The organism is Bacillus sp. FSL K6-0994, assembly GCF_038630815.1.
Classification (GTDB): Bacteria; Bacillota; Bacilli; order Bacillales; family Bacillaceae; genus Bacillus; species Bacillus safensis.
The window spans coordinates 862233-882061 of sequence record NZ_CP152043.1; the positions used below are offsets into that span (position 1 = coordinate 862233).

Annotated in this window: 19 protein-coding genes; 14 read left to right on the forward strand and 5 right to left on the reverse strand. The window is 40.6% G+C overall.

What is annotated here, in order from left to right:
* Positions 1-17: 17 nt before the first annotated feature.
* The gene (locus MHB69_RS04415; RefSeq protein WP_241770685.1) at positions 18-614 is read right to left on the reverse strand and encodes a hypothetical protein; all 597 of its coding nucleotides are present in this window, start codon (positions 612-614) and stop codon (positions 18-20) included.
* Positions 615-697: 83 nt separating this feature from the next.
* On the opposite strand from MHB69_RS04415, the gene queG reads away from it, so the two are divergent.
* From queG to MHB69_RS04465, 10 genes are all read left to right on the forward strand, one after another.
* The gene (gene queG, locus MHB69_RS04420; protein ID WP_075623684.1) at positions 698-1846 is read left to right on the forward strand and encodes a tRNA epoxyqueuosine(34) reductase QueG; all 1149 of its coding nucleotides are present in this window, start codon (positions 698-700) and stop codon (positions 1844-1846) included.
* Positions 1847-1907: 61 nt separating this feature from the next.
* Complete coding sequence (locus MHB69_RS04425; protein ID WP_046310336.1) at positions 1908-2810, forward strand: amidase domain-containing protein; 903 nt, start codon at positions 1908-1910, stop codon at positions 2808-2810.
* 43 nt (positions 2811-2853) lie between these two features.
* Positions 2854-3327 carry a tRNA (uridine(34)/cytosine(34)/5-carboxymethylaminomethyluridine(34)-2'-O)-methyltransferase TrmL gene (gene trmL, locus MHB69_RS04430; protein ID WP_034282301.1) on the forward strand — a complete coding sequence of 158 codons (474 nt, stop codon included), beginning with the start codon at positions 2854-2856 and terminating at the stop codon, positions 3325-3327.
* Positions 3328-3500: 173 nt separating this feature from the next.
* Positions 3501-4208, forward strand: a complete 708-nt coding sequence (locus MHB69_RS04435) for a YrpD family protein (RefSeq protein WP_034282300.1) — start codon at positions 3501-3503, stop codon at positions 4206-4208.
* Positions 4209-4583: 375 nt separating this feature from the next.
* On the forward strand, positions 4584-6479 hold the full coding sequence (locus MHB69_RS04440; RefSeq protein WP_305933601.1) for a PrkA family serine protein kinase: 1896 nt from the start codon (positions 4584-4586) through the stop codon (positions 6477-6479).
* 139 nt (positions 6480-6618) lie between these two features.
* Positions 6619-7782: a sporulation protein YhbH gene (yhbH, locus tag MHB69_RS04445; protein ID WP_034282299.1), complete on the forward strand. Its 1164-nt coding sequence runs from the start codon at positions 6619-6621 to the stop codon at positions 7780-7782.
* A 364-nt stretch (positions 7783-8146) separates the two neighbouring features.
* On the forward strand, positions 8147-8779 hold the full coding sequence (locus tag MHB69_RS04450) for an HlyD family efflux transporter periplasmic adaptor subunit (RefSeq protein WP_024425324.1): 633 nt from the start codon (positions 8147-8149) through the stop codon (positions 8777-8779).
* Positions 8780-8818: 39 nt separating this feature from the next.
* The gene (locus MHB69_RS04455) at positions 8819-10438 is read left to right on the forward strand and encodes a DHA2 family efflux MFS transporter permease subunit (RefSeq protein ID WP_041116922.1); all 1620 of its coding nucleotides are present in this window, start codon (positions 8819-8821) and stop codon (positions 10436-10438) included.
* A 17-nt stretch (positions 10439-10455) separates the two neighbouring features.
* Positions 10456-10980, forward strand: a complete 525-nt coding sequence (locus MHB69_RS04460; protein WP_024425322.1) for a flavodoxin family protein — start codon at positions 10456-10458, stop codon at positions 10978-10980.
* A 13-nt stretch (positions 10981-10993) separates the two neighbouring features.
* Complete coding sequence (locus MHB69_RS04465; protein ID WP_034282297.1) at positions 10994-11353, forward strand: hypothetical protein; 360 nt, start codon at positions 10994-10996, stop codon at positions 11351-11353.
* A 113-nt stretch (positions 11354-11466) separates the two neighbouring features.
* On the opposite strand, the gene cspB is transcribed toward MHB69_RS04465, so the two are convergent.
* Both cspB and MHB69_RS04475 read right to left on the reverse strand, forming a co-directional pair.
* A complete protein-coding gene (gene cspB / locus MHB69_RS04470; protein ID WP_008349061.1) occupies positions 11467-11667 on the reverse strand; it encodes a cold shock-like protein CspB in 201 nt (66 codons plus the stop codon).
* 211 nt (positions 11668-11878) lie between these two features.
* A complete protein-coding gene (locus tag MHB69_RS04475; RefSeq protein ID WP_065214165.1) occupies positions 11879-12970 on the reverse strand; it encodes a diguanylate cyclase in 1092 nt (363 codons plus the stop codon).
* A 97-nt stretch (positions 12971-13067) separates the two neighbouring features.
* Here MHB69_RS04475 and MHB69_RS04480 point away from each other — a divergent pair, with 97 nt between their 5' ends.
* The gene (locus MHB69_RS04480) at positions 13068-13448 is read left to right on the forward strand and encodes a hypothetical protein (RefSeq protein ID WP_041116926.1); all 381 of its coding nucleotides are present in this window, start codon (positions 13068-13070) and stop codon (positions 13446-13448) included.
* 34 nt (positions 13449-13482) lie between these two features.
* Here MHB69_RS04480 and MHB69_RS04485 read toward each other — a convergent pair whose 3' ends face one another.
* Positions 13483-13881, reverse strand: coding sequence for a hypothetical protein (locus MHB69_RS04485; RefSeq protein WP_024426613.1), 399 nt, complete (start codon positions 13879-13881; stop codon positions 13483-13485).
* Positions 13882-14032: 151 nt separating this feature from the next.
* On the opposite strand from MHB69_RS04485, the gene MHB69_RS04490 reads away from it, so the two are divergent.
* Together MHB69_RS04490 and MHB69_RS04495 are read left to right on the forward strand one after the other, a co-directional pair.
* Positions 14033-14539: a YhcN/YlaJ family sporulation lipoprotein gene (locus MHB69_RS04490; protein WP_034282294.1), complete on the forward strand. Its 507-nt coding sequence runs from the start codon at positions 14033-14035 to the stop codon at positions 14537-14539.
* Between the two features lie 156 nt (positions 14540-14695).
* Positions 14696-15568: a hypothetical protein gene (locus MHB69_RS04495; protein ID WP_034282333.1), complete on the forward strand. Its 873-nt coding sequence runs from the start codon at positions 14696-14698 to the stop codon at positions 15566-15568.
* A gap of 24 nt (positions 15569-15592) precedes the next feature.
* On the opposite strand, the gene MHB69_RS04500 is transcribed toward MHB69_RS04495, so the two are convergent.
* Positions 15593-16237, reverse strand: coding sequence for a spore coat protein (locus tag MHB69_RS04500; RefSeq protein ID WP_034282292.1), 645 nt, complete (start codon positions 16235-16237; stop codon positions 15593-15595).
* Between the two features lie 144 nt (positions 16238-16381).
* Between MHB69_RS04500 and MHB69_RS04505 the strand changes: the two genes are divergently transcribed.
* A complete protein-coding gene (locus tag MHB69_RS04505) occupies positions 16382-19762 on the forward strand; it encodes a CheR family methyltransferase (RefSeq protein ID WP_034282291.1) in 3381 nt (1126 codons plus the stop codon).
* The last annotated feature ends 67 nt before the right edge of the window (positions 19763-19829 follow it).

The window sequence follows — 19829 nt, forward strand, 5'->3', positions numbered from 1 at the left end:
GAAAAAGCACTGTCAGGCTACAGTGCTTTTTCAATGAGTTCATATTTGCTTTCTCCGCCATGTATTTGTACAAACATCTTCGTCAAGGATTGAATAAGAGCTTCACTCTTTTCCCGGGAAATAGATGGCGGGAAAAGGATGATTTGAAGAATGTTCTTTGTGTCTTGAGAAATTTGTGCTTTACTTGTTTGAGAAAATAATCCATTCAATCCTGCGCTGTCCTGCCATTCGATGTCACCAGCCTCATGTTTTGCCAGTGAAAGCGGTCCTTTGATGCGATCGGCATCTAATGTCAGGATAGGTAAGAAATATTTTAGTGAGAAAAATATCGACAAATCCTGTACGGAATTGGTCGAGTCAATAAATTGTTCCTTTTGGATGTTAGAAAGAAGTGGAAGGAAAGGAACGTCTTTTAAAAGATCCGTCCATTCTTTGATGGCTGGTACTTCTTCTAAGACTTTATCTTCGTATTCAAAAAATAAAGATTCTTGAAACAAGCGTAAGCGGCCTTTTAACATTTGAGGTGATGTACCCACTTCAATATGTGAATATTCAATCTGCCCAACATGGATAGACGGGTTTTGAGGATGAGAAATTTCCATATGTATCTTCACAGTGACTCACTCCAATCGGTCATGATACACTCGTATTATACTGAAAACAACAGAAGAAACAAAGAAAGGAGGTTTGCAAGGTGATTCATGTTGGAGAATTAAAAGAAGAATTGATTCAATATGCGAAAGAAATTGGTGTCGATAAAATTCGATTTGCAAGTGCCGATACATTTGATTCATTAAAGGACCGCCTCATCTTACATGAATCGTTAGGGTATTTGTCAGGTTTTGAAGAGCCTGATATTGAAAAAAGGACAAACCCTTCTTTGCTGCTTCCGAAGGCCAAATCAATTGTTGCGATAGCGCTCGCGTATCCTTCCAAAATGAAAGATGCTCCTCGAAGTACAAAGGATGCGAGACGGGGGATTTTTTGCCGGGCTTCATGGGGAACAGATTATCATGTTGTGCTGAAAAAAAAGCTTGATATGCTCGAAGAATTTCTGCGAAGCAAACATGTCGATATACGGACAAAATCAATGGTGGATACAGGAGAATTATCTGATCGTGCTGTAGCAGAACGTGCTGGCATTGGTTTTAGTGCAAAGAACTGTATGATTATCACGCCAGAGTTTGGATCTTATGTGTATTTGGCTGAAATGATCACAAATGTTCCGTTTGAACCTGATGAGAAAATTGAAGACCAGTGCGGAACTTGTAATAAATGTGTGGATTCGTGTCCAACGGGTGCGCTTGTGAATCCAGGGCAGCTGAATTCTCAGCGGTGCATTTCATTTTTAACGCAGACAAAAGGGTTTTTACCTGATGAGTTTCGTTCGAAAATAGGGAATCGATTGTACGGGTGTGATACGTGTCAAACTGTCTGCCCAATCAATAAAGGAAAAGACTTTCATCTGCATCCTGAAATGGAGCCAGACCCTGAAATTGCGAAGCCGCTGTTAAAGCCGCTTCTGACGATCAGCAATCGTGAATTTAAGGAAAAGTACGGTCATGTTTCAGGTTCATGGCGGGGGAAAAAGCCCATTCAGCGGAATGCAATTTTGGCACTCGCTCATTTTAAAGATGCATCTGCTTTACCAGTGTTAATTGAGTTGATGCACAAGGACCCAAGACCGGTCATTCGAGGAACGGCTGCCTGGGCAATTGGCAAAATTGGCGACGATCAGCAGCTTCCAGAGCTGGAAAAAGCCCTTGAACGGGAAAGTGATGAAGAAGCGAAAGAGGAGATTGTAAAAGGAATTGAGCTTTTACAGACACCTTTAAATACTAAATAACATCCCTGTGAACATAGAATGAACCAAACAAAGATTTTAAAAAATGTTTGGTGGTGTCTGTGTGAAACAATTATTAGAGAAAACTTTAGAAGACAGGCTGGCGTATTTAATCAATGACCGTGCAATCAAACAGCCGCAGCTTATGTCTGATGTGGAAGCAGTAGAGCGGAAAAAAGAGCTTTTTGCTAGAAGACAGGTTGAGATTGTGAAGGCGAAAGCAAAAACAAAACTTCTCGATTCAGCCATTCAAGATGATGGGGCTCAGCATGTGCAGTACCTTGCTCATCTCACATATGTATGCAAGGATGTAGACGATTCTTTTTATTTAGAGGAACAGGTGGAAAAAAGAGAAGCGTTTCTTTATAACAACATGCTTGTTAAAGATCGGATGATGTTAGAAGAGCGGCAAAGCGAAGAGCATATGGATGAGCGCTTTCAGACCGAAGAACAATTTGGGAGAGCCTTTCATTATGACCGGCGGGCTGCCGTGAAGTATGCGGAGACATATTGGAATAAACGGAATCCAGCCTATAAAAACTTTGAAGATAACTGTACAAATTTTATTTCACAATGTTTGAAAGCAGGGAATGCGCCAACGAGAGGGTATCCGAACCGCGGGTCTGGCTGGTGGGTGCGTCCGCATACGTGGAGCTATAGCTGGACGGTGGCTCATTCGATGAAAAATTATTTAGCGAATTCAAAAGCGGGTTTGAGAGCAAAGAAACTCAAAGAAGCCCACGAGCTTCAAATTGGTGATGTCATTTGCTACGATTTTGAAGGTGATGGAAGGTATAATCATACAACCATTGTCGTTGATCATGACAAAGGCGGAATGCCTCTTGTGAATGCACAGACGTATGACTCCCGCATGCGTTATTGGTCATACGAGGATTCGACTGCCTATACACCTGCTATTCGATATATGTTTTTTCACATTTTGGACGATGCCGCGAAGGATAGTTAGTGGTATAATGTTGAGCGGAAATGAAAATTAGAGGTGAACTTTTTTGGGACTTCATGTCGTTTTATATCAACCAGAGATTCCAGCTAATACTGGAAATATTGCGCGTACATGTGCAGCAACAAATACAACCCTTCATCTGATTCGTCCGCTTGGTTTTTCGACAGATGACAAAATGCTGAAGCGTGCAGGACTCGATTATTGGAAATATGCCAATGTGGTCTATCATGATTCACTTGATGAATTATTTGAGGCACATCCGAAGGGGCAATTTTTCTATATCACAAAATTTGGCCAAAAGCCGCATACAACATTTGATTACTCTCAGCTGGATGAAGACTATTTCTTTGTGTTTGGAAGAGAGACAAGTGGATTGCCAAAAGATTTGATTGAACAAAATATGGACCGTTGTCTTCGTTTACCGATGACAGAGCATGTTCGTTCTTTGAATCTGTCGAATACGGCAGCCATTCTTGTATATGAGGCACTTCGCCAGCAGCAATATCGCGATCTCATATAAGATCATGATTAAAAGCCGAGATACTGATCTCGGCTTTTTTATGTGAGTTAAGAAACAGGAAGATGAAAAATATGACTTAATTATACTTTTTTTGACATGTTAAAAAATAGGTAGTATGATAGATTGTGATCACGTTTTCAAAAAATGATGAATCCATTAGGAGGAATAATGAGATGAAAAAGCTACTGATCACTAGTGCCATTAGCTCAGCAATTTTAATGGGGACGCTTCCAGTCAGTATTCCAGGACTCTCTCAGACGCAGGAGATAGAAGCAGCGCAGTTATCAAAAGGGATTGGCGGGCGTACTTATATCAATAGTAACGGATCCATATTGGTCACAAAAATTCAACTCCCTTCCACAATGAGTGTGTCAAATGGTACAGCTTATATTTATTCTGGATTCACAGGTTCAAAGGAAGCGGATATTGGTCTTCAATACAGTTCAACCTATAATGTGTGGAAACCTACGATGAAAGTAGGAGCAAATAATCAAGAGACATATATCGAAGGAAAAGATGACTTCACGTATACAAAGGGATTTAAACCTGGAAGTACTGTTCAAATGACGATTTATAAAAATTTGAATGGGCATACAAGAGCGACGTTCTGGGGCACAAATAATGTTGGTTATACCGGCCGCATTATTACAGAAATTCAAAACTCAAACATTGGCTCTGTGACCAAGTGGAAACTACTGTCGACGGTAGCAGTAACTGACGATATTTATCGAAAAGACATTCGGGCGAATTTCTCTACTCGTTTTACTGACATCACATTGGATAATCGTGCCGTTACACCTGTGGTCGATACGCAAGACTTTACGAAGGTGCAGGTGTCAGGGAATACAGTGAATATGCAAGTGCTGAAAACAACGAACTAAATGAAAAAGGATGTTCCGCAAATGGAACATCCTTTTTTTCATTTACCAGGCTTGCCTTCGTAGCCAGCAGTGAAAATGGATACTAAAAACGTAATGATGACGCCCATCATAATGACCGTTCTCATATAAGCTCCCCCTTATCCCTTTGTTCCGTTCGCTGCCTGTTTCATATGATGTGAAGTTCACCTTGAAAAGCAGGAGAAGAAAATCATTTTTCTCCTATTTTTCCTTTATTATGAAGGGTCTTGCGGATGGTTGTCAATTCAGTTTGCCAATTCGTCATTTTGAAGAACGAAAGCATGTAATAGGACGCCTCCGCATAGATTGTAAAACAGTATCTGATTTCTAGCTTCAATCTTGAAAGAGGAGGTTCATATGGATATTTTAAAGAAAATCGAACAGCACAGAGAAGAAGAGCAGCGTCTCAAATGGGAAGGCACATTCAGCGATTATTTAGACATTATTAAGGAAAATCCACTTGTCGCTCAATCTGCTCATTCTCGCGTTTATCATATGATTAAAGACAGCGGGATTGAAGAGGAGAATGGGGTCAGAACCTACAAATTTTTTGATCAGGAGCTGTTTGGGTTAGAGGAATCACTCGAAAGATTAGTGGAGGAATATTTTCACCCTGCTGCAAAGCGGCTAGATGTCAGGAAGCGTATTTTATTACTGATGGGACCAGTAAGCGGGGGGAAATCGACGCTTGTCACTAGATTGAAAAGAGGACTTGAAGAATATTCACTCACAGATCATGGCGCAGTTTATGCGATCAAAGGCTGCCCTATGCATGAAGATCCGCTTCATCTCATTCCGCAAAATCTGCGGGAGGATTTCTATAGAGAATATGGGATTCGTGTGCAGGGGAATTTGTCGCCTCTGAACATGATGAGACTAGAAGAGGAATATGGCGGCAGAATTGAGGATGTAAGGGTCGAGCGGATCTTTTTCTCTGAAGATAAACGGACCGGCATTGGTACCTTTAGTCCGTCTGATCCGAAATCTCAGGACATTGCCGATTTAACAGGAAGCATTGATTTTTCAACCATTGCTGAATTTGGATCAGAGTCAGATCCCCGCGCCTACCGCTTTGATGGAGAACTCAATAAAGCAAACCGAGGGATGATGGAGTTTCAGGAGATGTTAAAGTGTGATGAGAAATTTCTCTGGCACCTTCTGTCATTAACGCAGGAAGGAAATTTTAAGGCAGGAAGATTCGCCTTAATTAGTGCAGATGAATTGATCGTCGCCCATACGAATGAAACCGAGTACCGGTCGTTTATTTCAAATAAAAAGAACGAGGCGCTCCATTCAAGAATTATTGTGATGCCAATTCCTTATAACTTAAAGGTCACAGAAGAAGAACGCATTTATCATAAAATGATTTCAGAAAGTGATGTCTCAGATGTGCATATTGCCCCGCATACGCTGAAGGTAGCAGCAATGTTCTCCATTTTGACGAGACTGAAAGAGCCGAAGCGTTCTGATATTGATTTGGTGAAAAAAATGCGTCTGTATGACGGAGAAAGTGTCGAAGGCTTCCAATCAGTCGACATTGATGAGATGAAAAAGGAATTTCATGACGAAGGGATGAGCGGAATTGATCCGCGGTATGTGATTAACCGAATTTCATCTACCATCATTCGAAAGAATATTGAATCGATCAATGCACTGGATGTCCTTCGCTCCTTAAAAGAAGGGCTCGATCAGCATCCGTCTATCTCCAGCGAGGATCGGGAGCGTTATTTGAATTTCATTTCAGTCGCGCGAAAAGAGTATGATGATATTGCGAAGAAGGAAGTGCAAAAGGCCTTTGTGTATTCCTATGAGGAGTCTGCGAAAACGCTGATGGATAATTACTTAGATAATGTCGAGGCATACTGCAATAAAAACAAGCTGCGTGATCCGTTAACGGGTGAAGAAATGAATCCTGATGAAAAGCTCATGCGTTCAATTGAGGAGCAGATTGGTATTTCTGAAAACGCCAAAAAGGCATTTAGAGAAGAAATTCTGATTCGTATCTCGGCTTATGCGAGAAAGGGAAAACGCTTTGATTATAATTCACATGAGAGATTGCGGGAGGCCATTCAGAAGAAGCTGTTTGCTGATCTAAAAGATGTGGTGAAAATCACGACATCGACGAAGACACCGGATGAACAGCAGCTGAAGAAGGTCAATGAAGTAGTGGCTAGATTAATTGATGAGCATGGCTATAATTCAACAAGTGCAAATGAACTTTTAAAATATGTAGGCAGTCTTCTGAATCGATAATAAATGAAGGAGGCATTATTGGCGCATCAGCACCGGTAATGTCTTTTTTAGAAATGATCGTCAACTTGGATGACGAGCAGCATAGGATAAAGGAATCGATGGCTAGAAGAATTGTGCAAATAGGTGAGGAGGGGGATGGATGTCCCGGCAAGAAAAAAGTCAGTTTATTGTGTCTCAGGAAGACTGGTCCCTCCATCGAAAAGGCTATGACGACCAGCAGCGTCATCAGAAAAAAGTCAAAGAGGCGATTAAAAATAATTTGCCGGATCTTGTTACAGAAGAAAGCATCATCATGTCGAATGGAAAAGATGTTGTGAAAATTCCGATCCGTTCATTAGATGAATATAAAATTCGGTATAACTACGACAAAAATAAACATGTGGGTCAAGGCGATGGAGACAGCGAGGTTGGCGATGTTGTTGCGCGTGACGGCTCAGACAGCAAGCAGGGTCAAGGAAAGGGGCAGGGTGCTGGAGATCAAGCTGGTGAGGATTATTACGAAGCAGAAGTCTCATTAATGGATCTCGAGGAAGCACTGTTTCGTGAACTGGAGCTGCCAAACCTCAAGCAAAAGGAGCTTGACGACATCATTGTTGAACAAATTGAGTTTAACGATATTCGCAAAACCGGGTTAACAGGAAATATCCACAAAAAACGAACGATGCTGTCGGCATTTAAACGAAATGCGATGACAGGCAGTCCTTCCTTTTATCCGATTTACCCAGAGGATATCAAGTATAAAACGTGGAATGAAGTGACCAAACCAGAGTCGAAAGCTGTCGTTTTGGCGATGATGGATACGAGCGGAAGTATGGGGCTTTGGGAAAAATATATGGCGAGAAGTTTTTTCTTTTGGATGACACGTTTCTTACGGACAAAGTATGAGACGGTCGATATTGAATTTATTGCCCACCATACAGAGGCGAAGGTGGTAGACGAAGAACATTTCTTCTCACGGGGTGAGAGCGGGGGGACCATTTGCTCGTCTGTCTATCGAAAGGCACTAGAGCTCATAGACGAACGATACCCGCCGTCGCGATATAATATTTATCCTTTTCATTTTTCTGATGGTGACAATTTGACCTCAGACAACGCCCGGTGTGTGAAACTTGTTTCTGAGATCATGAAAAAAGCCAATTTATTCTGCTATGGTGAAGTCAATCAATATAACCGGCATTCTACGTTAATGTCAGCATATAAACACATTCAGGATGAGAAATTTAAGCATTATATTTTGAAGCAAAAATCAGACGTTTTTCTCGCACTAAAAAAATTTTTTCAGCAGGAAGAAGTTCATTCATAACGAGCACATTTGAAAAAACCTTTCAGCATAAGGGCTGAAAGGTTTTTTGTGTGGAGAAGGAAAGGATCGCCAAAAAAAAAGTAAAACTTTCTCTTTGACATTTCAATTTTCATTTATTAATATTTAATCTTGTTAAATATAAGTTTTTCAAAAAAGATGCCGATCGTCTTTTCTTCTTTTTCTGCTCTTTGCTCATAAGTGAACAATAAGTATAAATGGGCTGCACACCATGATAGGGGCGGGAGTAGAAGAAGGGAAAAGGACAGAGTGTTGAGCTTGTTTCATATTCTGTCAGATGATGGGCATTCTAAGTTTGCTAAAGCAGATGACACTATATTTTTATACATGAAAGGAGAAACAAAACATGAACAGAGGGCGTTTATTGCTAACGAACATTATTGGCCTTATTGTGATTCTTGCCATTATTGCCGGAGGTGCTTATTACTACTATGAAAGCACAAACTTTGTCAAAACAGATGAGGCAAAAGTGACAGGTGACATGTATCAAATTACAGCACCAGCAGCTGGACAAATCAAAGGCTGGGATATCAACGAAGGTGACGAAGTGGAAAAAGACAGCACAGTTGCAAAAGTTGAAGGACAAACAAAAACAAACATTAAAGCAGTGGCTGATGGCACATTAGTCAAAAAAGAAGTACAAAACAATCAACAAGTGCAGCCTGGTACAGTTCTTGGTGAAACAATTGATTTAAGCAAGCTTTACATCACAGCAAATATTAAGGAAACAGATATTAAAAACATTGAAAAAGGCGACAAAGTCGACATCGTTGTAGATGGAGATCCTGATACAACATTTGAAGGAACTGTTGAACAAATTGGTTATGCGACAAACTCAACATTCAATATGCTGCCAGCAACTAATTCAAGTGGCAACTATACAAAAGTAACGCAAAAAGTAGCAGTGAAAATTTCAATTAAAAATCCATCAGACAAAGTGCTTCCAGGTATGAATGCTTCTGTCAAAATTTCATCTTAATGATGATTGATATCAAAATATGAAAGGAGGTTGTCTGAGATGGCAAATCAACCTGCAGCGACAAAACAGGGAACAGGCTCCTTGTCTTTACTGATCATTTTAATGGCCGGTTTGTTCGTAGCGATTTTAAACCAAACGCTTTTGAACGTAGCTATGCCCCATTTAATGACAGAATTTAATGTGAGTGCAACGACGATTCAGTGGCTGACAACAGGCTACATGCTTGTCAACGGTGTGCTGATTCCGTTGTCTGCGTTTTTAATCACACGTTTTGGACAGCGCAGCTTATTCCTAGTGGCTATGATCTCGTTTACACTAGGTACATTTATTTGCGGCATTGCGCCAAACTTTTCAACGATGCTTATTGGCCGTTTGATTCAGGCTGTCGGCGGCGGTATCTTACAGCCGCTCGTTATGACAACAATCCTTTTTATTTTCCCTCCGGAAAACAGAGGGAAAGGAATGGGGATTTTTGGTCTTGCGATGATGTTTGCTCCTGCAGTAGGACCAACATTATCTGGTTACATTATTGAACATTATTCTTGGCGTATTATGTTTTATGGACTTGTGCCAATCGGTGCGATTGTCATTATCGCGGCTTTCTTTATGTTTAAAAATATTGTAGAGCCTAAAAAAATCAAGCTGGACAGTCTTGGTGCGATTCTTTCAATCGTCGGTTTTGCTTCCCTTCTATACGGTGTGAGTGAAGCAGGAAGTGATGGTTGGACAGATCCGATCGTCTTATCTACGATTATTATTGGTGCGATTGCGATCATTCTCTTTATTTTCCAACAGTTGAAAGTTGATAATCCGATGCTTGATTTCCGCGTATTTAAATACAGCATTTTCTCATTATCAAGTGTCATTAACATCATTATTACGGTTGCTTTATATACGGGGATGTTCTTACTTCCGATTTATCTGCAAAACCTCGTTGGGTTTACGGCATTGCAATCTGGGCTATTAATGCTTCCAGGGGCACTCGCGATGCTCATTATGTCCCCGATTTCAGGGATCTTGTTTGATAAATTTGGACCTCGTCCGCTTGCCATTGTGGGGATGCTCATTACCGTTGTCACGACGTATGAGTTTACGAGGCTGACCATTGATACTTCCTATAGTCACATTGTGCTCATGTATGCAGTACGCGCATTTGGTATGTCACTCTTGATGATGCCGGTTATGACAGCAGGGATGAACCAATTACCGCAGCACTTAAACAGCCATGGTACAGCGATGTCTAATACATTAAGACAAATTAGTGGTTCCATTGGTACGAGTTTGATCACAACGATTTATACGAATCGGACGACATTCCATTATTCCAATATGGCGGATCAAACAAATACTGCGGACCCGTTCTTTATGAATTCATTCCAGGCGGCTGTATCGAATGTGATGCATCATATGGGCATGACAGCAGAAGCTGCTCAAAAATATGTATCTACCCAGCTCTTTACAAAAGCACAGGTTGATTCAAACGTGATGGGCATCAACGATGCTTACATGTGGGTGACATTATTCTGTGCCGCTGGTGTCATTCTCAGCTTGTTCCTGCGAGATGTTCGTAAGGATAAAAAGCGAAAAGAACAGCAGCATAAGAAACAAGAAATATCACTGCTTCCGGCACCTAAGGAAGCTAACCAAGATGCAAGATAAGTGTGGAGGGACCGTACATGAAAATTTATGTTGTATACGATAGTGAAGGTGACCATACAAAAGCACTTGCAGAAGCGATTGCAGCAGGCGCAGGTGAAACAGAGCAAGCTGAAGTATTCATTGATCACGTGAAAGATGCAGACATTCGCAAACTCGATCAAATGGATGCGATCATTTGGGGCTGCCCTGGTCACTTTGGTACCATTAGTTCTGGGTTAAAGACATGGATTGACCGTCTCGGCTACTTATGGGCAGAAGGAAAACTAATCGATAAAGTCGGTGCTGTTTTCTGTACAACTGCTACAACACACGGCGGTTTAGAAATGACAATGCATAATTTGATTACACCAATGTTCCACCAAGGAATGCTTGTTGTCGGCCTTCCTGGAAATGTTCCAGAGAATGCTTTATACGGCTCTTACTATGGAGCTGGTGTGACATGTCCGATCGATTCAGATGAATTGATTTCGACTGAAGGCATTGAACTTGGAAAAGCACTAGGAAGACGTGTAGCATCAGTCACTGCATCATTTAAGCGATAAGGAGAGGGTTCTTTTGGCGACGATTATTGTAGCGTTAGTAGCTGCTGTTCTAGTCATTATTGGATTAGTAGCGTTCAATGTCAGACACGCATCAGCCGATAAGGAAGAGATCAAAGAAGATGTCTCCAATCAGCCTGACGTGCCGCATAGCGAGCCAGAAGCTGTGGCGAGACCTGTAGAGCCTGAAGTTGAAAAAAAAGCGTCAGAGCCTTCTCGAACGGATGATGCTGCGTCTGGCGACGATTTCTATAGACAGGCGCTTCAAAAGTTTAAACAGCCAGAACCACCTGTCAAAGAAGAAGAACCAGAGACAAAAATGAATGATGATATGTATCGTTCTGCTTTGCAGAAGCTAAAGCAGAAGGACAAATAAAAAAGAGAACCTCTCAACAGGTTCTCTTTTTTTATGGCACAAAAAAACCGCCGGCAGAAGCCGGGCGGTTTTCCTTCACTCTATAAAGTGCTAAAAGAGCAGATGCTCTTAAATTACGCTTTGTTAACGTTAGCAGCTTGTGGTCCACGGTTACCTTCAACGATTTCGAAAGAAACTGATTGACCTTCTTCTAAAGTTTTGAAGCCTTCGCCTTGGATAGCAGAGAAGTGAACGAATACATCGTCTTGACCTTCTACTTCGATGAATCCGAAACCTTTTTCAGAGTTGAACCATTTTACTTTACCTTCTAACATGAAATTTCCTCCTAAAGCGATCTTAACGCTTAAATTCACTATTCTTGCTCTTACACAAACTTCAAAGACGAAAACTCTTTCAAAACTTTCTTCTTAAAGATGATACGAACAAAAATAATTACCTTTACTTTACCAGTGTTTGCGGGAAAAAACAACTGTTATACGAAAACTTTTTTAAAAATAATTAGTGCTAACAAATTGAGGAAAATGCCTATGTTAAATGGTCTTTTTTTCTCTCTGAAAAGCTCACTTGATTTCGGCCAGACTCCTTCGCTTTATAGAGCTCCTGGTCAGCTATAATTGGTAATTGCTTGATGTCTGCACTCGTTCCATGAGAATAAGCACATCCAATTGATACCGTAGTGTGAATGGACATACCATTTTTTAAATAAATCGGCTGATCGGCTATTTTTTTTCGTAAGCGTTCTGCAATCTGCCATGTTTTTTCAATTGTACAATTTGGTAGAAGGACAGCGAATTCTTCACCGCCAATCCGACCAATATAATCAGAGCTTCTTGTGTTTTTAATCAGCCTTGTACCGATTTCTTTTAAAACAATATCTCCCTCATGATGCCCATATTGATCATTGATGGTTTTGAAGTAATCGATGTCTAGGTAAATAAGGGACATTTGATGGATAGGCTGCTTCAACTTCTTAGTAAAAGCTTCTCTTAATACCTCATCGAACTTCCGTTTATTTAAAACACCTGTTAAAAAGTCATAATGAGCTTGGAATTTATATAAATTTAACAGCTGATATGCTTTTGTTTGATGTTCAATGACATAAAAGTTAAACAATCCAGCAATATATGAGAAAATCCAATATGTAGAATGCAGCTGAAATGATGTCTCATGCACGATCAAGATGAACAGGCTTGTGGCAACCACATTACCAATCGTAATGGATAACAGCATTTTCACAACATGATTCATATGACGCTCTGCAATCAAAAAAGAAGAGGCTGCGATAAACATCATGGAAAAAATATTGATGGAAGAAGCGATGTTGGCTTCAATTAATAATCGGCCAATGATCACAATAAAAGCTGCAATCATTGTTTGGGCGATGCCTCCATAAAAGGCCGTTAAAATAAGGGGAATATGTCTTAAATCGATGATCGCTGGTCCTGTTTTAATAGAGAAGAACATTAAAAGGACACCGAGTAACCCAGAAAGCATGCCTTTGCATATTTGTCTGAGTAAGGTATCTTCTTTCTTCAGAAAATTCTCTTTAAACACAAGCATAAATAAATAATGGAAAGTGACAAGAATTGTTAAATTAATAAAGAGGTCTCTTAGCAAAATAGAATCACCTTTTTAAAATTACTAAAATTTGTTGCAAAAGAAAAGGGGAAAAAGGATAATTAATAAAAATTTTAATGATGAGGAATTGAAGAAAATGCGGGGAAAACGCTTTCCAGATCAAACGGACTGGCTTTCTTTTTTTGAAAAAATGCCAGATGCCGGATTTGAAAAAGAAATGCCGGTTGAATATCAAGATTTGACGTTTCGGTTCGAGAATCAGGAGGAGCGATTTGTTGTGAACATGTCGCTTGCTATGCAGGAGTTTACCTTAAAGGTCGTTCGAAAAAAGACCGAATCCGTTTTAGGAATATATGATTTTAAAACAGTCCAGCATGTAGAGATTAAAAAAGATCGGAAGGAAGAAAAGGAGCTGTTGCTGATATTAGAGCATCGTGACGACTTCATCACAACAATCGAAATCACATTTCTACCTTCCTTTTGTCTTATGGTCAAAGAACATTTTTCAGGAGAATAAACAGGAGCCTCTTTTTATGAAGGCTCCTGTTTTATTATTTGTGCTCGATGTCATTGATGACTTGCTGGATCGATTCATCATCCATCACATTCATCACACTTTCATCAATGTGAAGAGATTGCGCATAAGATTCTCTTGGCTGATGAGTTCTTGATGGTGATTGGTGCTGGTTCGTTTGATTTGGCTGGACAGCTGTGAATGCCTGCTTGATCATTTGGCCAACTTCACCTGTTCCTTTTGATTCCTTATGTGAGCGGGACTCATGACGAGATGAATCTTGGTGCTGATGGTTTGCGCCTTTCATCATTGAAGACATATTCATTTGTGTCATGCTTTTCAGTCTTCTTCGTAAAACCGGGGAGAATAATGCAATGATAGCTGTTGATACTGCGATCATTGCGCCAGTGCTCATACCTTTTCTTTTTTTAAACAAACGAATCCCTCCATTTGATCGTGATGATCTTTCATCAAGTTTAGGATGACCAATCACAGCTGAATTATGAATTCATTTTGCGGAAAGAGAGGATATGTGCATAAAAAGCCGGCTGGATGAAAAACCTATGAGCAAAAGGAGGGAATAATTGATGAATAAGAAATGGATGCTATCTTTACTGCTCGTGCCAACATTAATCACCGCTGGGTGTGGAATGAACAACCAAGGCGATGAGCGTAGAGGAACAATGAAAAGGCAGTATGAAAATGTCACATATAAAAATGACAACATGAGACAGGATCAGCCAGATGTTCAAACACCTCAGAAGGTCAAAGTGGCAGATAAGGCGTCAGAGCTTGTAGCCAATATGTCTGAAGTGAAGACAGCAAACGTGCTTGTCACAGGAAAAAATGCATTTGTTGCCGTTGTACTTGAAGGCAATAAAAGCGGTGATGTGACGGACGATCTGAAAAAGAAAATTTCAGACAAAGTCAAATCAACGGATCAACAAATCGACAACGTGTATGTATCTGCTAATCCAGACTTTGTCGATCGTATGCAAGGTTATGGAAAACGTATTAAAAGCGGAGAGCCGATTTCAGGATTTTTCGATGAATTTACTGAAACGGTTAGACGTGTCTTCCCTGAATCAAAATAGCTGCGACAAAAGCCGTATGTCATATGCGGCTTTTTTGTTTGGAACCGCACCTCACGCACCTGACTGCATAAAGTAAAAAATATATCACCTCTTGTTGATCTTTGTTTTTTCATAGAGAGAGAAAGAGGGTGCAGGATGAATTCAGGTGGGGAGCAAATGAAAGCAGGGCCGTCATTGATTCATAAAAAACTTGTAAGCGGGATGATTGCAGCAGGTCTGATTTTTTATGCTTTCACCGCGTACTTGATTTATGTTGCGTTTCAGCTGACAGGACAATATTTGGAGCAGTCTTCTCCTAAAACGGTTATCACGGAGGGACTCAATAAGCAAGTCTATGAACATATTCGAATCTACTATGCAGAGGAAGAGGATGCTTTTGTTGATCTGACCATAGAGGCCATGAAGCAGGCAGAGAAGAGGACAGCGTCAGTGTTTCAATTTGAAGCTGACAGACCTTTAGACGTTATTTATTTTGATGATAAAGAGACGATCGAACAAATCGCTGGTATCAAGCATATTACGGGATTTTACTCCGATCATGATCAAATGATTGGGTTATATCCAGATAAACGGGAAGCATTATTGAAGAAAGAGACACTGCCTTTATACTTTTTCAATACGCTTTTTATTCATGAGTATGCTCATTTTGTTTTCTATGAAAAGGTCCATTCATATGAAGTATCTCCAGGCATTTTTCCGCTTTGGTTTCACGAAGGAACAGCAGAGTGGACGGCCTATGATGTGTTAAATGCTACGTCTGAACGCTTCGATGTAATTCCATTTCAATCTCTTCATTCTGATCAAGACTGGCAGAACTCCCGGGTAACGTATGAGACAGATGTCTATTTACAAAGCTATTATATGATCTATGAGCTGGTGCAGCTTTACGGACGAGACATCATACATGAGATCATGGAGGAAACTGCGAAAACGGGCCAATTTGCTAGCGGTTTTGAACAGGCGACGGGGGAGAGGCTCACAGATTTTGAAGAACAGTTTAAAGTGATGTATCAAAGAAAAAACGGCTGACCAGAGAAGGGGTCAGCCGTTTTTTTAATGAAGCGGTTTTTGTTGATCTGCCTTGCTAGGAGGCATTTGAACCTGCCCCTGAAGCGGTGCAAAAGCTGACGTCATGGCTGTCATATCTTGTTTGGAAAGCTGAGGAACTTGATAGTAGCCATGCTTGTTTTGATACAAGAAAATTTCATATGCCATTTCGATAAAGTTCGGAATCTGCGCAGCAAGCACACGTCTGACAACAGGATTTGTTACTTCTAATGCGGACATGGAAAGTAGCCCAGCGTGTGATTTGACTAGGCTGAGCATATGTCCTGTGATGCCTAAGTCTTTTACATCCTGTAATGACTGATTCGGCTTCTTCGGCTGAGAAGGTTTGATTCCGTATGTCACTTGTGTGTGTTCTTTCATCATATAAGTAGCGGTTTCTTCACTAGGCTTTTGGCCTGTAGAAAAACAATCTACAGTGACATTGTACTGTGATAAAACGAACTGATATTGTCGATCCAGGATGTCGCATAATGCAGGATCTTGAATAAATTGCCGCAGGATCATATATTGATCCAAAATATTAATCGTGCCGGCTAAAATTTCATGTAAATCGAATAACTCATGCCCGCCATGGTTGAGCTCAGGCTGCTGAGCGCTTCCTTGAAACATTGGCTGCTGATCGTTTTGCATTGATATTCCTCCTTCTGTTTATACAATCTGTTTTAATGTGAGGATATTTTCTCGTTTTCATGCAAAAAACATTATTTACAATTAGAGGGTTTTCTTTCTTTTTGTCGAAAAAAAGTATCAGACGAATGAACATGGGGGTACCAGATGCAGGACAAAATCATTAATCGTTTGATAGAAGACGAACATGTGCAGGCACCAGTGATCGGCATCGGTGTTTCGCCGTTTGAACAGCATCATCTTGAGGCTTTTTTTCAATCGTTGCCACATGAATTAAATGCCTCTTTTATTGTTGTGCAAAATCACGTGACAGGCGATTGTATAACAGATTTGGAAGCACTTGTTTTACCGATTGGCTACCGGGCAAAAACGATTAAACATGGTGAGAAAGTCATGAAGAAGACCATCTATTTTTGTCCGCAGCATGCGGCTGTGACGTTAACAGAAGATCATCGGCTTCATGTATCTGAGCAGCTGCCAACAAACAAGGGATGCTCTGTCGACTCGCTTTTTAAGTCACTTGCCAGTGTTCAAAAGGAAGAGGCGTTTGCGATCTTTTTTCAAAAAGGTCATTGTGTGGGGAGTGGATTGCTTCGGTTGGTAGAGCAAGGCGGTACAGCGTTATCGTGCAGTGAGGTAGAGAGTGGTTTTGACAGCATGTATCATCACACATTCAAAAATCCATCCACCCTTGCAGCTTATATGGCCAATATCATCAATGTCCCGCATGCGGATGAGACGGATCCAGCTTTACTAAGAATCATTGAACGTCTCGAAATGTATAAAGGGATTGCCTTTTCAACCTATGAAAAGAAAAGGCTGCTTTCTGTTATTCAAAAACGCATGCGCACTGCAAACGAACCAATGTCATTATTAACAGAGTACGATCGTTTATTAGAAAGAGAACCAGATGAGCTTGACCGCCTGCATGCCCAGCTCCTAAGCGGCACGACTGCTTTCTTTAGAGATATGGAGGCTTTTCGAGTATGTGAACAGAAGGTGATCCCGTCAATCATTGACCATTCGATGAACAACGGGAAATCTCGGTGCCGAATTTGGATTGCGGGATGTTCGACAGGGGAAGAAGCTTATTCTTTTACGATTTTATTTTTAGAAGAAATGAAGCGAAGAGATGTGTCCATTGAACTTCAAGTCTTTGCGACAGATATCAACCGAAAAGCCATTCAAATAGCTAGTAAAGGTCTTTACTCGATAGAGTCTATGGCAAGCATACCGGAAAAATGGCGGGCGCGATATTTCGAAAAAAAAGGTGACGCTTTTATTGTGAAGCAGTCGCTTAGAAAACATATTGTTTTTGCTCCTCACAATTTATTGATTGATTCACCTTTTATCCACCTCGATTTTATCAGTTGCCGAAATGTTCTGATGTACTTTGAGCCAGAAGTACAAAAACGAGTATTATCCCGATTCCAATATGCTTTAAAAGATCAAGGGGTGTTAATCTTAGGGCCAAATGAAACTGTTCCCAATATTCCTCGATTGTTTCAATTGTTCAATGAGAAGTGGAACATTTACACCTATTCAAATGTTCCTGCATCTAGTGTCCCTTGGGTATATGACGCTCGTGATGCCGAGTTAAAAAAGCGAGCTGCACAATATATGGAAGAAGTGGGCGGAGAATATGACGCATGCATGGTGATCAATGATTGTGACAAAATTCTGGCGATGTCAAATGGGGCCTATTCCTTTTTAGACCGTACAGAAGTGTCAGATCAATCATGTGAATATGTCACACCTGATTATTTGAAAGAGATGTTGAGTCAAACCTTTCAAAAGGTATGGACGGACGAGACAGAGGTTGTGTTTCAGCATGTCCTCATTTCGGAAAAAGGAAAAAAACAGTATGCGGATTTTATTGTAAAGAGTTTTGATCACCGTTTTAAAGGGGTATACGTCATTCTCATTCGAATGAATGAGAGAGGGAAAATTCAAAAGAACAGCAGGGAAAAAGGGATGCCAGATCAGAATTCAGTTTATCAGCAGCGTATTGTCGATTTAGAAATTGAACTCAATGAAATTAAACAAAAAGAGCAGGAGGCAAGGGCTCAATTAAAAGTGAAAAACACGCAAATAGCGGAGCTTGAGAAAAAACATGAACATTTTATTAATATCATAAACAACTTAAGGGTAACAAGGGAAGAACTGTATAGACCTTCTGTCAAGCCTCAGCTTGCGACGTTGTTTGTGGACCGGGACATGAATATTCGCTATTACACTCCTACAGCCGCCTCTTTATTTACTTCAGCACAAATAAGGCAACAGCAATCCTTTCAGGCGATGGCTAAAAAGCTTACACAGGAAACGCTCTATCATGACATACAATCGGTTATCTCGGACAGGCGCGTCATCGAACGAGAAATTGAAACGAATGAAGGAGAACAATTTACTGTTCACATCACACCTATCTTTGATCAAGATCATGAGGGAGCGGTGATGACGTGGATTAAAATGACGGAAATGACAAAAATCAAACAGTCACTCCATCTAGCGGTAACAGCACTGGATAACAGCCATATCCATATTGTTGTTGCAACTGAGGAAGGGGTCATTCAATGCGTGAATCAGCGCTTTTGCCAGTTTGTACAGCAGCATGAATATGACCTGATCGGCAAAGATATTTTTTCTGTCTATCATTCGCTGTGTCAATGTGATGATTTAGAAAAGCAATGGGACGTTTGTTTAAAAGAAGGCAGCTGGACTGGTGAGCTGTACTTTCAGGATTTATCAGGCCGTGAACGATGGGAGAGAGTCTCTTTACACCGAATTGATGATCCTGACAAAATGCAGTCAACCGTGATGCGGATTTCTGAGGACATTACCAATCAAAAGCAGTCAGAGAAGATGCTGATGAAGTCCGAGATGCTGTCCGCAGTTGGTCAGCTTGCAGCCGGCATCGCCCATGAGATACGGAACCCGCTGACGTCGTTAAAGGGATTTTTACAGCTGATGATTCAAAGTAAGAAATATCAGAAGGATTATGCAGATGTGATGATGTCTGAATTTAATCGGCTTGAAGCCATTATTAATGAATTCCTTGTGCTCTCTAGAAGCAAATCGGTGAAATTTGAGCCGGTACATGTCAATCTTCTGCTCGAAGAAGTGATCATGGTCGTTGAATCACAGGCGGTTTTAAAAGGCGTATCTATTCAGAAGAATTTGTCTCCGTCGCTGCCAAACATTCAAGGTATACCAAATGAGCTGAAACAAGTTTTCTTAAACATTCTTAAAAACGGTATTGAAGCGATGGATGGTGTGACAGGTGTCATTCAAGTCACATCCGTATTGGAACATAATCAGATGATGCTGATTTTTGAAGACCAAGGAAAGGGCATACCAGAAGAAGAACTAGGGAAACTGGGTGAACCTTTTTATACAACGAAAGAAAAAGGGACTGGTCTTGGTTTAATGATGACGATTAAAATCATTGAAAGCCATGGCGGCAGCATTCGTTTTGAAAGCAAAAGCTTTGAGGGGACACGAGTGATTATTACGTTTCCAATGAGCTGACAGACATAAAATTTACAAGAAATCCATCTACCATCAATATTTACTTAGTACACTATGAGAGATAAAG

Bases quoted from the DNA above. Each gene is read 5' to 3' on its own strand.
- MHB69_RS04435 (WP_034282300.1), top strand. From the start codon at position 3,501: ATGAAAAAGCTACTGATCACTAGTGCCATTAGCTCAGCAATTTTAATG.
- MHB69_RS04440 (WP_305933601.1), top strand. From the start codon at position 4,584: ATGGATATTTTAAAGAAAATCGAACAGCACAGAGAAGAAGAGCAGCGT.
- yhbH (WP_034282299.1), top strand. From the start codon at position 6,619: ATGTCCCGGCAAGAAAAAAGTCAGTTTATTGTGTCTCAGGAAGACTGG.
- MHB69_RS04450 (WP_024425324.1), top strand. From the start codon at position 8,147: ATGAACAGAGGGCGTTTATTGCTAACGAACATTATTGGCCTTATTGTG.
- MHB69_RS04455 (WP_041116922.1), top strand. From the start codon at position 8,819: ATGGCAAATCAACCTGCAGCGACAAAACAGGGAACAGGCTCCTTGTCT.
- MHB69_RS04460 (WP_024425322.1), top strand. From the start codon at position 10,456: ATGAAAATTTATGTTGTATACGATAGTGAAGGTGACCATACAAAAGCA.
- cspB (WP_008349061.1), bottom strand. From the start codon at position 11,667: ATGTTAGAAGGTAAAGTAAAATGGTTCAACTCTGAAAAAGGTTTCGGA.
- MHB69_RS04480 (WP_041116926.1), top strand. From the start codon at position 13,068: ATGCGGGGAAAACGCTTTCCAGATCAAACGGACTGGCTTTCTTTTTTT.
- MHB69_RS04490 (WP_034282294.1), top strand. From the start codon at position 14,033: ATGAATAAGAAATGGATGCTATCTTTACTGCTCGTGCCAACATTAATC.
- MHB69_RS04495 (WP_034282333.1), top strand. From the start codon at position 14,696: ATGAAAGCAGGGCCGTCATTGATTCATAAAAAACTTGTAAGCGGGATG.
- MHB69_RS04500 (WP_034282292.1), bottom strand. From the start codon at position 16,237: ATGCAAAACGATCAGCAGCCAATGTTTCAAGGAAGCGCTCAGCAGCCT.
- MHB69_RS04505 (WP_034282291.1), top strand. From the start codon at position 16,382: ATGCAGGACAAAATCATTAATCGTTTGATAGAAGACGAACATGTGCAG.